We start from the raw sequence: 13,233 nt of genomic DNA on the forward strand, positions 1-13,233 counted from the left end.
TAGATTAGCGATTACCGCCAAATACATAAGCAATACCTAAACGACCACCAACCTCACCATTACCTGCAGCACCTAAAGCAGCACTTAACGAAGTACGACCATCAGCAAGTACGCCTGCCAAACCTAATGCACCAGCAGATTCACCTTCATAGTGACCCACACCGCCAAATACTGCAAACTGGCCTGCGCCAATATTTGGAATTTGTTGTTGTGCTGCTAAGGCAATTGCAATACCACGGTAAGCAGTTTCTTCTACATCATCAATACGTTTATTTAAACGTGCTGTTGTATTATGAAATGCAGCAACCTGTGTATCTGTGTATGCTTTAGCATCAGTGAGTACTTTAATATCTTCGGCTTTGGCAAAGTTTTGTGCTGCAGTTAAAGTTTTGGCATCTTCAGCTTTGGCAAAGTCTTGAGCAGATTTTAATGTTGCTGCATCACCATCCATAATAGTTTGAGCAAGGTCTTTACCTGCCAAGCTAATTGAGTCAGTTACTAAGGTCTTGCTTTCAATACTGTCCGCTTTTACATAGCCTGTTGTTGAAATACCATTAGCTGTTAATTCAGTTTTATCGGTAGATATTGCTTTCCCGTCTTGATCATAAGTGGTTTTTTCTGCAACTACTCCGTAAATATTATGACCATCAGCATTTTTCCCCACCACACCTAAATCAACATAATTATCTAAAATATCTAAATTTTGTTCTTTGGTCTCAATTTGCCAAGGATCACTTTGTCCACTAGAAGTAGTTGTTGCAAACTCAAAACTAGAGTCTTTTGATTGAGAAACTTTTTCCCCATATTTAACCGTATTAGAATCCATACGCTTAATAGTTTCTACTGTCTCTACACTACTTGATTTATACTCAGAAGCTGTACCACCCTGTGTAAAAGTTCCATCTGTAGGGCCTGTATACGTCACAAATTGACGATTAATAGTACCGTCCGGATTTGTCACTTCCTTAAGCGTATAGTACGAATCGGTTGTTATATTATTATTTTGATTATTACCTAATTTATCATTAACCGAATAATAAACCTCTCCATTTTTTCGTTCATATTTTTGAACCAATTTGTCTGTAGTATCTAATGTCCCATCTAAAGATTTTGAACTTTGTGATGAACCAACATCAACATATTGATATTTATCTGAATCAAGAGAGCCTACCCAATTTGGACTAGAGGGTATATCTTGATTATTCACGGTTATTGAATAAGAAGAAGTGGCTGTAGTAAAGGCTACCGCTAACGCCGACAATTTAAAAGCAGTTTTAATTTTCATGATGTACTCCGATTATTATAAAAAGCCTGGTTTACCCTAGGATCTTGTAAACCAGTAAAACGTTGGGCACCGCCAAAGCCTATACAAGCAGCAACCCGAACAATCCGCTGATGGATACCGACATAATAATCAAACAAAAACTTACATATCAATCAAAATTTGATTTAAAAATAAAATAATAATTTATTTTTACTATGAAATTTCGTTAAACAGCTCACATTTTTATTCATGCAAAAAAGTAAAATTCATGTTTTTAATCGAGTTACTTTTTAACAAATGGTCAAATTTTCATTGATCAACATAAAATAAAAACTAAAATATATAAAAAATAAGATATTGTTTTATATTAATAAAAATTAATTTCATCTCTAAAAAAAACCTTAACAATATGTTAATATTTTATCGCATATATATAATTACTACATTTTTAATTTATTTTTTTGTTATGCTAAACCTACGCTTAAATCAGTGAGCGTTAAACTTTCTCGTACAATAGTGCATATTGATTAATATGTATTTTGTATAAAATGTAGTCCTATATGTGTTGTGTCAGTTTTACATGAGCAGTCAGCAAGAAAAGCAATTATTTTCAGAACGCTTAAAACAAGCGTTAACGCGTGCAGGCTATCCAATTAGCCCAACCTTTTTATCAACCGAGTTCAACCACCGCTATGATGGTCAAGCGATTAGCGTGCAGTCGGCAAATAATTGGTTATTGGCAAAAGCCATTCCAAATCAAGATAAGCTAGCAGTATTGTCAATTTGGCTGAATGTGTCTAACCAATGGTTACGTTTTGGCGATCAAGATGCAACGCATGCCACACAAGCAATGCTGGAAAAATCCAATGATGCAGATTTAGATTTCTTTTTAAAATTTAAAAAGCTGCCCCATTCACAAAAGCAAATTCTCAAACAATTATTAGATGAATTTATGAAGCATTAGTTTTTTGCAAAAGCTGTATATATTTTTTTTGTTGTTCTTGGTAAAGTTGCACAAGTTCCTCGTATTCACGAATTTTACGATACAAACGTTGTAGTTCTTCTCTAGGGATGAGTAGCATTTCTGATTGTTGTATTTTATTGTTCATATTGCTGACTAAGATCGACTCTTGATCAAATAATAAGCATCATTTTTATCATAAACTACCAACAAATACTAATAAAATTGTGATAAAAAACACATCCTAAGCCAATAGTTAGCCTGATTTAACTTTTTATATATAGTTCTATGCAAAAAAATCCTCGCATTATGCGAGGATTTTTTTAATGGATGATCGGAAGATGAATTACATCATACCGCCCATACCACCCATGCCGCCCATATCAGGCATTGCAGGTTTGTCTTCTGGGATTTCAGTGATCATGCATTCAGTCGTTAGCATTAAGCCCGCAACAGAAGCAGCGTGTTCTAAAGCAGAACGCGTTACTTTTGCAGGGTCAAGAATACCCATTTCTAGCATGTCGCCATACTCTGAAGTTGCAGCGTTGTAACCGAAGTTACCTTCACCGTTTTTCACCGCATTGATGACAACTGATGGTTCGTCACCAGAGTTTGCTACGATTTGACGTAAAGGCGCTTCAATGGCACGGCGTAAGATATTAATACCTACGTTTTGGTCATCGTTAGCACCTTTAACACCGTCAAGTGCTTTAGCAGCACGTACCAGTGCCACACCACCACCAGCAACAACACCTTCTTCAACCGCAGCACGAGTTGCGTGAAGTGCGTCGTCTACACGGTCTTTTTTCTCTTTCATTTCAACTTCAGTTGCAGCACCGATTTTGATTACAGCAACACCGCCTGCCAATTTAGCAACACGTTCTTGCAGTTTTTCTTTATCGTATTCAGAAGTTGATTCTTCGATTTGCGCACGGATTTGCGTTACACGCTCAGCGATTTGCGCCGCATCACCTGCACCGTCCACAATCACAGTGTTTTCTTTAGATACAGTCACTTTATGTGCAGTACCTAAATGTTCAAGTGAAGTTTGCTCTAAAGACATACCGATTTCTTCAGAAATCACTGTACCGCCAGTTAAGATCGCGATGTCTTGTAACATTGCTTTACGACGATCACCAAAACCAGGTGCTTTTACTGCACATACTTTAATGATGCCGCGCATGTTGTTCACAACTAAAGTTGCAAGTGCTTCGCCTTCAACATCTTCAGCAATAATAAGAAGTGGTTTACCTGTTTTAGCCACTGCTTCTAATACAGTGATTAACTCACGGATATTGCCAACTTTCTTGTCTACTAAGAGAATGAATGGGTTTTCAAGTTCAGCAGTTAAAGTATCTTGTTTGTTAGCAAAGTATGGAGAGATGTAACCACGATCAAACTGCATACCTTCTACAACGTCCAAAGCATCTTCAAAGCCTGAACCTTCTTCAACAGTGATCACGCCTTCTTTACCCACACGTTCCATTGCTTCAGCAATTAAACGGCCTACAGTCGTGTCAGAGTTTGCAGAGATCGAACCTACTTGCTCAATCGCTTTGGTATCAGATGCAGGTTTAGCAGTTGCTTTAATTTCAGCAACCAATGCTTTAACTGCAAGGTCAATACCACGCTTAAGATCCATTGGGTTCATACCCGCTGTCACTGATTTGATCCCTTCATTTAAGATCGCTTGAGCCAATACAGTTGCAGTTGTGGTACCGTCACCTGCGATGTCATTGGTTTTTGAAGACACTTCGCGTACAAGCTGTGCGCCCATGTTTTCAAATTTATCTTTTAACGTGATTTCTTTAGCAACAGATACACCATCTTTAGTGATGTGCGGTGCACCGAAAGAACGGTCGATCACAACGTTACGGCCTTTAGGACCTAAAGTGACTTTTACCGCATCGGCAAGTACGTTTACGCCTGCGATCATTTTCGCACGAGCTGAATCACCAAATTTTACGTCTTTAGCTGACATGTTTTAACTCCAAATCTTTAAAAATTATTAAATTGAATTAAAAGGACAAATTAAGCTTCAAGAACCGCTAAGATGTCAGATTCTTTCATGATTAAAAGCTCTTCGCCGTCAACTTTTACAGTTGTACCTGCATAAGTACCGAACAATACTTTGTCGCCCACTTTAACATCTAAAGCACGTACACCATTGTCAGTAATTTGACCATTACCTACAGCGATGATTTCGCCTTGTGCTGGTTTTTCCGCCGCAGAACCTGGAAGTAAAATACCACCAGCTGTTTTTGTTTCTTCTTCAACACGACGGATAACTACGCGGTCATGTAATGGACGAATGTTGCTCATAGAAAACTCCATCAAATAAGTCTTAAAGTAAAAGACGTCAACTTCGACTTTTTTATTCCTTCAGTCAACGCCATTAAAATCTATGACTCAGTTGTGGGGATGGAAAAAAACGCTTCAAGGGCAAAAATTAAAAAAAATGCATTTTTTTGATTATTTTTTAATCATTAGACATAATTTTGTTTAATCATCAACATTTGCAACACCTTGCACAAAACACTGCCGCAGTGCATCAAAATAATAATGCTGCACAGTGCCATTGGCGCATAAGGTATTCAAACTATTAGGCAAACCTTGATGCAAGCGATAAGAGGTTGCGGTTCCCGCTTGGATAGCAAGCACAGGATGCTGGGCACGTAGATGATAAATCTGATTCAGATCATGCACACTACTTTGATGTAGATGACCATGCAACAACGCATTTAAACCGTTTTGACTCCAAGCCTCTAATGCGATTTTGCCTAAAATGGGACAATCTTTTACACCATGGCGATGATGTGGCGGCGTATAAAATGGCTGATGCGCAAGCAGCACTTTATATTTATGTGCTGGTGCTGCTTTAAGTTTGGCATCAATACGTTGAATTTGCTCCACCGAAATATGCCCTTTAGTGTGGTAACGCCTACGAATACTATTTAAACCTAAAATATAAAAATGCTCGGTTTCTAAACTACTTTCTAGACTGCCAAAAAATAATTGATAAGTATAAAAAGGTTTGACCGCACGTTGCCACAGCGCGTAAAGCGGAATGTCATGATTGCCTGGCACCACTAAATACGGCAGCTTTAAACTGTCTAAAAACTGTTTACAGGCATAAAACTGACTTAAACGCGCACGCTGGGTCAAATCACCACTCACCACCACAGCTTCTATGGGATACTCTAGACAAAACTTTCGAATTGCAGCCAAGCAACTCGGTTTTTCTGTACCAAAGTGCAAATCAGAAAGATGCAGTAACATCAGGCACCACCACCTTTAATGCAGCGTGATCCACCCAAATCTTTAACGGGGGGTTCACTTGAACTAATTCACCATCAATGGCAAGGCTCAATTTTTTGGCTTTACTATGGATGACCACTTGATCAGCAGCAAAACTATAGATCTCGGGCGTACGTTCTAATTGACCACGGATCAACTGCCACAGCAATTTAAATAAGGTCTTTTTATCGCTTTTGGCGACGACAACACCTGCAACTTTGCCTTGTGCGGCATCTTTGGCAATCTTGAGATTGAGCTCTTGTAACTGTAATTGATTATTACCAAAAAACACTAACGGCGTTTTTACTGGATAACGTTGACCATCTACATCCACCTCAAGCTTTAGTTCTTTACGATCACGAATTAAAACATCTAAACCCGAAGTGTAGGCATTGATGGTTAAACGCCCCCAATAGCCGTTATAACGTTCACGCTTTTCAATAAAAAGTGGATATAGTCCTAAGCTGGCATTATTTAAATAAATATATTGATTTAAACGCGCAACATGCACCGAAGTAGTATGCCCCGCAACAATCACTTGCGCAGCTTCAGTTAAGTCCAAAGGAATGCCTAACACGCGTGCTACATAATTAAAGGTGCCCAAGGGTAAAATCCCCATTTTTATTGGGCTATGCATAAGATAAGCTGCGACAGCATTTAAAGTTCCATCTCCGCCTGCTGCCACGACCACGCCTTGTGGTTGTTGCTGATGGCGCTGTAATACATGCTGCATCATCTGTTGAAAATGTGCATGCTCACCCATTTCAAAACTTTGAATGCTAAAACCTGCCTCGCTCCACAGCGTCATGATTTTTTCATAAACGCTTTCTTGATGATTTGCATGAAAACCAGACTTTTGGTTATAGATGATCGATAATGGAATTAATGCTTGCCCCATACCATTTTCCTTTTTGCAGCGTGTTCATTTTGAGCACTTTAACCATAAAGAAAACAGCTTTTATGTAAAATTCAAATCAGCATCATTTATTTAATCAATCATAAAATTTATTTAAAAAATGATCATAAGTTATTGTTTAATAAAAAGATAATAAAAATAAATATTCAACATAAACCTGATAAATTCTTTAAAAACTTGGATTTTATTAATGTAACATATTGTTTAATATAGATTTTTTAAATAACATCTAATCTAAAGCCAAAAAAATGAACATCATGCTTTAGTCTTATTTTTTTCGCAATTTTATGCTTTAATAGCGCCACTTTTTTTCATATTGAGTTCAATTTCTGTGCTCCCACAGATTTGAGCTGTACTTTTTGTACACTTTGTACATATTTGAGATAGGCCTCACCATGACCCAAGTGAACGCACCAGCATTCGTTCGTCACCCTAAGCTTATTGCATGGGTTGAAGAAATTGCACAATTAACCAAACCTGCAAAAATCGAATGGTGTGACGGTAGCCCAGAAGAATATCAACGTTATATCGACTTGATGATCGCTAACGGCACAATGCAAGCGCTTAACCAAGAAACTCATCCAGGTTCTTACCTTGCGAATTCTGATCCTTCTGACGTTGCTCGTGTTGAAGGTCGTACTTATATTTGTTCAGAAAACAAAGAAGACGCTGGCGCAACCAACAACTGGGAAGCACCTGCTGAAATGCGTGCGCGTCTGAACGGTTTGTTTGACGGTTGTATGAAAGGTCGTACTTTATATGTAGTACCTTTCTCTATGGGTCCTTTAGGTTCTCATATTGCCCACATTGGTATCGAACTCACTGACTCTCCTTACGTTGCTGTTAGCATGTCTAAAATGGCACGTATGGGTAAAGCAGTTTATGACGTTTTAGGTACTGACGGTGAATACGTGCCTTGCGTACATACTGTTGGCGCACCTTTAGAAGAAGGTCAAAAAGACGTGGCTTGGCCATGTAACCCAGACAAATGGATCGTTCATTACCCAGAAACGCGTGAAATCTGGTCATTTGGTTCTGGTTACGGCGGTAACGCATTGCTTGGTAAAAAATGCCTAGCTTTACGTATTGCATCTTACATGGGTCGTCAACAAGGTTGGTTAGCTGAACACATGCTGATCCTTGGCGTGACAAACCCACAAGGCGAAAAACACTACATCGCAGCGGCATTCCCATCTGCATGTGGTAAAACAAACTTCGCAATGTTGATTCCACCAGCAGGCTATGAAGGTTGGAAGATTGAAACTGTAGGTGACGATATTGCTTGGATCAAACCAGGTGAAGATGGTCGTCTATACGCAATCAACCCAGAAGCTGGTTTCTTCGGTGTAGCACCTGGTACAAATACCAAGACCAATCCAAACTGTATGGCAACGCTTCACAAAGACGTGATTTATACCAACGTTGCTGTAACTGACAACGGTGAAGTATGGTGGGAAGGTCTAACTAAAGAAGCACCTGCAAACCTAACCAACTGGAAAGGTCAACCACACACTGGCGAAGAAAAAGCAGCTCATCCAAATGCCCGCTTCACAGTTTCAGCAGGTCAATGTCCTTCTATCGATGCTGACTGGGAAAATCCAGCAGGTGTTCCAATTTCTGCGTTCATCTTCGGTGGTCGTCGTGCGGACACTGTGCCTCTAATTTCAGAAGCATTTGACTGGGTGGATGGTGTTTATAAAGCTGCGACAATGGGCTCTGAAACCACTGCTGCTGCTGTTGGCCAACAAGGTGTGGTACGTCGTGACCCGTTCGCGATGCTTCCATTCGCTGGTTACAACATGGCGGATTACTTCACGCACTGGTTAGAAATGGGCGAGCAAGTTGGTGCGAAAGCTGCTGCTGCTGGCAACAAACTTCCTGGTATCTACAACGTGAACTGGTTCCGTCGTGATGCTGAAGGCAACTTCGTATGGCCTGGTTTCGGTCAAAACATGCGTGTTCTTGAATGGATCATTGACCGTTGTGAAGGCCGTGCAACTGCAGTTGAAACACCAATTGGTTTAGTTCCAACTTACGAACAGTTAAACTGGACAGGTTCTGACTTTACTAAAGAGCAATTTGACCTTGTGACTTCTCAAGACAAAGATCAATGGATCAAAGAACTTGAAAGCCACACTGAATTGTTCGAAAAATTAGGCGATCGTATGCCAGAAGCGTTGAAAAAACGTCAAGCAGAATTAATCGCTGCTGTTAAATCTGCTTAATCGTGGATTGACAAAAAAAGGTCGCTTTAAGCGGCCTTTTTTTATGCACCAACACAATACAAAAACTGTCACTGATGAGGGAATCTACACCCTAAAACAATACCAAATTATTTAACATCCCAATAAATTCTTAAATCTTATTCAACTTTAATGGTTTTATTATCAATAATTTGCGTACTCAGCGCATTTATCCCTCATGTCTCATTCAAAAAACCATTTATAACAGAGCCACAATAATATTAATTGTTCATAGCCATGCTGAGGGTCATGGATCATTAATCTCAATGATTCGAGAAGAATTCATACGTTAAACCCCAGCGCCACACACGGGGAAAGTCACTTATTGTGGAATCGGCAGGTCACTTAATCGAATAGTATATTTATGTAGCTGTTACGCTGCATTTTGCCCGGCATTTTTTCCACAAGACAATGATATAGTTAAGTTATTAGCAGCCCAACCACTGCCTTTATACTGTGTATCGGTAGGTTCATGATCTCTGGTTATGCCGTGATTAATGCCTTAGTCAATAGTAGGCGTGGTACTTCCTTATACGCTTGCCAACAACTTATTTGCAGGTACAGCAGAACTGCTGGCATTAAGCTTTAAAAAAGCTGGGCATGAAATATGTTAGTTGGATGATAAGGATTTCATTAATCATGTATATTCTTTATAAAAGATACTCAGAAACATTCGATGACTACCGACAGTTAAACTCTTGTTGTGTAACAGATGTAAAAAACCGCCCAAATCGAGCGCTTTTTCTTTATGATGCAACAGCCTATAATCCACAATAAATGGAAGACTTTATGCACAATATCTATAAATTCGCTGCATTATCTGCGCTCATTTTGCTCACCGCTTGTCAAACCACTCCACGTAGCTATAACGGCATCACAGGCTATAGTATTGAAGCACAAAGCGATAATAGTGCAACTTTAGCCTACACTTTAGCAAGTCGCCAAAATCAGCCCTTAGATCAGCAAAAGCTACATGCAGCTTGCCAAAAAGTGCTTGGCCACAATAATAATTACCAAATTAAAGTGCTGAGTATGCATGAGATTGCCAATCCTAAGCAGGATACAGATCAGTTTGGACACCAAATTGGCAATACACGAGCCCAATTTGCATTCAGCAATACCCAAGACCTACATAGCCAGCAAAATTACGCCACTCTACAAGCTCTAGAAGCACGCCCAAGTACCTTACAAGTGATACGCTATACATGTAGCCTATAAAAACGATAACAGCGCTTTAAGACGCTATTACAGCGTCTTATAAAAGCTGACATTGCGAAATTCAGGCGATTCATCCAAATCTGGCCATGTTGTCGCACTTCGCTCATCCAGCTTTTCATACTTCGGATGACTAAAGTTTTTGACTCGACTATCTGCTACCCAAACCTCGGGTGCAAATTTTAAAAATTCATCTAAAAAGAAACGATTACATTGGTCATACAGCACATCTGCGGCCAATAAAATATCGACTTGCTGGGCTTTATATAAATCATCGAGATATTCAAGCTCAACATGATTCAATTCAGCATTGGCACGGCACGCATCTAGACTCACTTGATCGATATCACAGCAAATGACACGTTTTGCCCCTGCCATTTTCGCTGCAATCGCCACTACACCTGAACCCGCACCAAAATCTAACACCACTTTATCTTTAACATGCTGTGGCTCTGCCAATAACCATTGTGCCATAGCTAAACCTGATGCCCAGCAGAAAATCCAATATGGCGTATCATTCCAAATACGACGAATGACTTCATCATCCAGCGTATCGGTTGGAAAGACTGGCGGAATTAACCACAGAGAAATTGGGGTATCAGGCAATTGCTGCGCATGGAGTTCACAATATGGAATCACATCATGTAAGGCTTTTAGTAAATGTTCAGGGGCTTGGGGAAATTGAAAAGTGCAGCTCATGGGTTTTTTATTTTTCGTATAGGTAAAATTTGATGTGAACAACAGAGATTAAATTCAAATGAGAACTCCCTCTCCTAAGCGAGATTTAAAGCACTGCATTTAAATCGAAGCGCAAGAGAGTGAGCAAAAAGTCTTATAATCTCCCCTACCCCCTCTTTAAAAAGAGGGAAAATTTAGACATTCCCTTCTTTAAAAAAGGAGGATTAGGGAGGATTGAATTAACCTAAAGCTTTTTCAGCCGCTTCAACAGTCTGACGAATTAACGTGGTAATGGTCATTGGGCCTACACCACCTGGAACCGGGGTATACGCAGAAGCGATGTCTTCAATACCCACCAGTTGAATATCACCTACACCACCGCCATCACGCGGATGGAAGCCAGCATCTACCACAACTGCGCTTGGTTTAATCCAATCTTTTTGGATTAATTCTGCTTTACCTACTGCACCCACAATGATATCGGCTTGTTTAACAAAGCTTGCAAGGTCTTGGGTACGTGAGTGGCAAATCGTAACGGTTGCATTGGCTTCAAGCAGCATTGCTGCCATTGGTTTACCCAAAATTGCAGAACGACCCACAACAACCGCATGTTTACCTGCGATTTCGATGTTGTTTTCTTTAAGAATAGTCATGATGCCTGCAGGTGTTGCAGAACCATACGCTGCTTCACCCATCGCCATACGACCGTAGCCAAGACAAGTTACACCATCGACATCTTTTTCAAGTGCAATGGCATCAAAACATGCACGTTCATCAATTTGTGCAGGCACTGGATGCTGTAACAAAATACCGTGAACATCAGGATTGGCATTTAATTTTGCAATTTCAGCCAATAATTGTTCAGTCGTCGTTTCTTTTGGCAATTCAACTTTTAATGAATCCATACCGACACGGCGGCAAGCATTCCCTTTCATACGTACATAAGTTGCAGATGCACCATCGTCACCGACCAAAATAGTCGCAAGGATTGGAGTACGACCTGACTTTGCTTTTAACGCTTCTACGCGAGTTAATAAGTCAGCTTCAATTTGCTTTGCCAATGCACGACCATCTAAAACTAATGCCACGGCACTTCTCCCAAGTGTTGATATGAATCAATTTCGCACATAATACATGATATTTTAGCTTTTTTTTCACTATATGTATATTTTATAAGCGTTTGAGTCATATACCCTATTGCGTTTTTTTCTGACCCTGCTAATATACGCATCAACAAGACGTGGCGGGGTGGCAGAGTGGTCATGCAGCGGACTGCAACTCCGTGTACGCCGGTTCGATTCCGACCTCCGCCTCCAATCTTGTTAAAGCCCGAGTGGTGAAATCGGTAGACACAGGGGATTTAAAATCCCCCGCCCACAAAGCGTGCCAGTTCGAGTCTGGCCTCGGGCACCATTCTTAACTTAAAGAATGGTGCAATAAAATTCCCAGCCTAGCGCTGGTTTTTTTATGCCTAAAATTTATAAATCGATTATATTAAAACATTATTTTTCTCGTTTCAGTTGGACACTATGCGGTCTGATCAAAAAATCTCGCAATATTTACAAGAGCTAGAAGCTAAACATCCAAAAGCGCTGCGTGGTAATATTTTATTTTATAGCGCACTTAAAACAAAAGGCATGCTCGACGAGTTAAAAGAACTCTTGCCTTGGCTCTTGGCAGCAATGATCTTTATTCCGAGCCATTTTATTTTAAAAGATTTAATTAGTCATTTAGGTAATGCCGATCAAGCTGTGCATTTTGCCAGTTTAACTTTGATGTTGCTATTTATGCTGTATGTACCCTTGATTTTAAAACAAGCCAAACATAGCTCACATTCTTTTTACCAACAGCAAAAACACGCTCCGATTAAATTGGCTGCGGTAATTATTTTACAAGCGCTCAATATTGCTTATTTAAATAGTGTGTTTTTACAAGGCGTATTGCTGTTTTTTGCAATTAGTTTTGGTTTTATTCGCTTTTATAAAGAAAATCTTTTCCGTGAAGAAAGCACAGCACAAGACTACTATGCTCTACAACAAATTCGTCGTGCTAGCTTTTGGAGCTATAAGCAAACAATTTGGGCCAAATGGCGTTATCGCTTGATGAAAAAAGGCAGTAAAGAAGCTAAATTACAAAGTATTCAACTGCAATATTATCTCACCCTGCATTTACAGCTCTATAAATACGAGCATGAATTTTGCAAAAAGGTAAAACATACCGATATCGAAAAATACTTAGATAGCTTAATGTAAGGCAGATTTGTATTTTTATTAAACACAAACACATGATTTGCTTAAAAATATAGCAAATAATCAAAACAATGCTTGCCATATAAAAATTAGTTCTTTATTATTGCGCTCATGCCCGAGTGGTGAAATCGGTAGACACAGGGGATTTAAAATCCCCCGCCCACAAAGCGTGCCAGTTCGAGTCTGGCCTCGGGCACCATTTTAATTAGTTCGTTAAAATGGTGCGTTAAAAACTTTTTAAGTCTTTAGCAAACAATTGAACTAAAAGCCCGAGTGGTGAAATCGGTAGACACAGGGGATTTAAAATCCCCCGCCCACAAAGCGTGCCAGTTCGAGTCTGGCCTCGGGCACCATTCTTAACTTAAAGAATGGTGCAATAAAATTCCCAGCCTAGCGCTGGTTTTTTTATG

11 protein-coding genes and 4 tRNA genes are annotated in these 13,233 nt (G+C 39.7%); 8 read left to right on the forward strand and 7 right to left on the reverse strand.

Going from position 1 to position 13,233, the window contains the following annotated elements:
- Nucleotides 1–4: 4 nt before the first annotated feature.
- Complete coding sequence (locus tag CYK47_RS05755; RefSeq protein WP_122899788.1) at nt 5–1,285, reverse strand: YadA C-terminal domain-containing protein; 1,281 nt, start codon at nt 1,283–1,285, stop codon at nt 5–7.
- Between the two features lie 559 nt (nt 1,286–1,844).
- Between CYK47_RS05755 and CYK47_RS05760 the strand changes: the two genes are divergently transcribed.
- Nucleotides 1,845–2,228: a hypothetical protein gene (locus CYK47_RS05760; RefSeq protein WP_122899790.1), complete on the forward strand. Its 384-nt coding sequence runs from the start codon at nt 1,845–1,847 to the stop codon at nt 2,226–2,228.
- A gap of 343 nt (nt 2,229–2,571) precedes the next feature.
- Here the strand turns inward: CYK47_RS05760 and groL are convergent, their stop codons facing one another.
- From groL to CYK47_RS05780, 4 genes are all read right to left on the reverse strand, one after another.
- On the reverse strand, nt 2,572–4,206 hold the full coding sequence (groL, locus tag CYK47_RS05765; RefSeq protein ID WP_122899792.1) for a chaperonin GroEL: 1,635 nt from the start codon (nt 4,204–4,206) through the stop codon (nt 2,572–2,574).
- 50 nt (nt 4,207–4,256) lie between these two features.
- Nucleotides 4,257–4,547: a co-chaperone GroES gene (locus CYK47_RS05770; protein ID WP_067729023.1), complete on the reverse strand. Its 291-nt coding sequence runs from the start codon at nt 4,545–4,547 to the stop codon at nt 4,257–4,259.
- A 180-nt stretch (nt 4,548–4,727) separates the two neighbouring features.
- On the reverse strand, nt 4,728–5,504 hold the full coding sequence (locus tag CYK47_RS05775) for a metallophosphoesterase family protein (protein WP_122899794.1): 777 nt from the start codon (nt 5,502–5,504) through the stop codon (nt 4,728–4,730).
- On the reverse strand, nt 5,485–6,420 hold the full coding sequence (locus CYK47_RS05780; RefSeq protein WP_122899796.1) for a diacylglycerol/lipid kinase family protein: 936 nt from the start codon (nt 6,418–6,420) through the stop codon (nt 5,485–5,487). The genes CYK47_RS05775 and CYK47_RS05780 overlap by 20 nt, the downstream gene beginning before the upstream one ends.
- 413 nt (nt 6,421–6,833) lie before the next feature.
- On the opposite strand from CYK47_RS05780, the gene CYK47_RS05785 reads away from it, so the two are divergent.
- Together CYK47_RS05785 and CYK47_RS05790 are read left to right on the forward strand one after the other, a co-directional pair.
- On the forward strand, nt 6,834–8,663 hold the full coding sequence (locus tag CYK47_RS05785; RefSeq protein ID WP_122899798.1) for a phosphoenolpyruvate carboxykinase (GTP): 1,830 nt from the start codon (nt 6,834–6,836) through the stop codon (nt 8,661–8,663).
- An 807-nt stretch (nt 8,664–9,470) separates the two neighbouring features.
- Nucleotides 9,471–9,899 carry a hypothetical protein gene (locus tag CYK47_RS05790; RefSeq protein WP_122899800.1) on the forward strand — a complete coding sequence of 143 codons (429 nt, stop codon included), beginning with the start codon at nt 9,471–9,473 and terminating at the stop codon, nt 9,897–9,899.
- Between the two features lie 27 nt (nt 9,900–9,926).
- On the opposite strand, the gene CYK47_RS05795 is transcribed toward CYK47_RS05790, so the two are convergent.
- Nucleotides 9,927–10,595, reverse strand: coding sequence for a class I SAM-dependent methyltransferase (locus CYK47_RS05795; RefSeq protein ID WP_122899815.1), 669 nt, complete (start codon nt 10,593–10,595; stop codon nt 9,927–9,929).
- A 218-nt stretch (nt 10,596–10,813) separates the two neighbouring features.
- Nucleotides 10,814–11,662 carry a bifunctional methylenetetrahydrofolate dehydrogenase/methenyltetrahydrofolate cyclohydrolase FolD gene (gene folD / locus CYK47_RS05800; protein ID WP_122899802.1) on the reverse strand — a complete coding sequence of 283 codons (849 nt, stop codon included), beginning with the start codon at nt 11,660–11,662 and terminating at the stop codon, nt 10,814–10,816.
- A 154-nt stretch (nt 11,663–11,816) separates the two neighbouring features.
- On the opposite strand from folD, the gene CYK47_RS05805 reads away from it, so the two are divergent.
- The 5 genes from CYK47_RS05805 (at nt 11,817) to CYK47_RS05825 (ending at nt 13,176) form a co-directional block, all read left to right on the forward strand.
- A tRNA-Cys gene (locus CYK47_RS05805) sits at nt 11,817–11,890 on the forward strand.
- Between the two features lie 11 nt (nt 11,891–11,901).
- Nucleotides 11,902–11,987 (forward strand) — tRNA-Leu (locus CYK47_RS05810).
- A gap of 116 nt (nt 11,988–12,103) precedes the next feature.
- Nucleotides 12,104–12,826 carry a hypothetical protein gene (locus CYK47_RS05815; RefSeq protein ID WP_122899804.1) on the forward strand — a complete coding sequence of 241 codons (723 nt, stop codon included), beginning with the start codon at nt 12,104–12,106 and terminating at the stop codon, nt 12,824–12,826.
- Nucleotides 12,827–12,936: 110 nt separating this feature from the next.
- Nucleotides 12,937–13,022, forward strand: a tRNA-Leu gene (locus CYK47_RS05820).
- A 68-nt stretch (nt 13,023–13,090) separates the two neighbouring features.
- A tRNA-Leu gene (locus CYK47_RS05825) sits at nt 13,091–13,176 on the forward strand.
- The last annotated feature ends 57 nt before the right edge of the window (nt 13,177–13,233 follow it).

It is taken from the genome of Acinetobacter sp. B51(2017) (assembly GCF_003711395.1).
Taxonomy (GTDB): Bacteria; Pseudomonadota; Gammaproteobacteria; order Pseudomonadales; family Moraxellaceae; genus Acinetobacter.

Bases quoted from the DNA above. Each gene is read 5' to 3' on its own strand.
- CYK47_RS05755 (WP_122899788.1), bottom strand. From the start codon at position 1,285: ATGAAAATTAAAACTGCTTTTAAATTGTCGGCGTTAGCGGTAGCCTTT.
- CYK47_RS05760 (WP_122899790.1), top strand. From the start codon at position 1,845: ATGAGCAGTCAGCAAGAAAAGCAATTATTTTCAGAACGCTTAAAACAA.
- groL (WP_122899792.1), bottom strand. From the start codon at position 4,206: ATGTCAGCTAAAGACGTAAAATTTGGTGATTCAGCTCGTGCGAAAATG.
- CYK47_RS05770 (WP_067729023.1), bottom strand. From the start codon at position 4,547: ATGAGCAACATTCGTCCATTACATGACCGCGTAGTTATCCGTCGTGTT.
- CYK47_RS05775 (WP_122899794.1), bottom strand. From the start codon at position 5,504: ATGTTACTGCATCTTTCTGATTTGCACTTTGGTACAGAAAAACCGAGT.
- CYK47_RS05780 (WP_122899796.1), bottom strand. From the start codon at position 6,420: ATGGGGCAAGCATTAATTCCATTATCGATCATCTATAACCAAAAGTCT.
- CYK47_RS05785 (WP_122899798.1), top strand. From the start codon at position 6,834: ATGACCCAAGTGAACGCACCAGCATTCGTTCGTCACCCTAAGCTTATT.
- CYK47_RS05790 (WP_122899800.1), top strand. From the start codon at position 9,471: ATGCACAATATCTATAAATTCGCTGCATTATCTGCGCTCATTTTGCTC.
- CYK47_RS05795 (WP_122899815.1), bottom strand. From the start codon at position 10,595: ATGAGCTGCACTTTTCAATTTCCCCAAGCCCCTGAACATTTACTAAAA.
- CYK47_RS05815 (WP_122899804.1), top strand. From the start codon at position 12,104: ATGCGGTCTGATCAAAAAATCTCGCAATATTTACAAGAGCTAGAAGCT.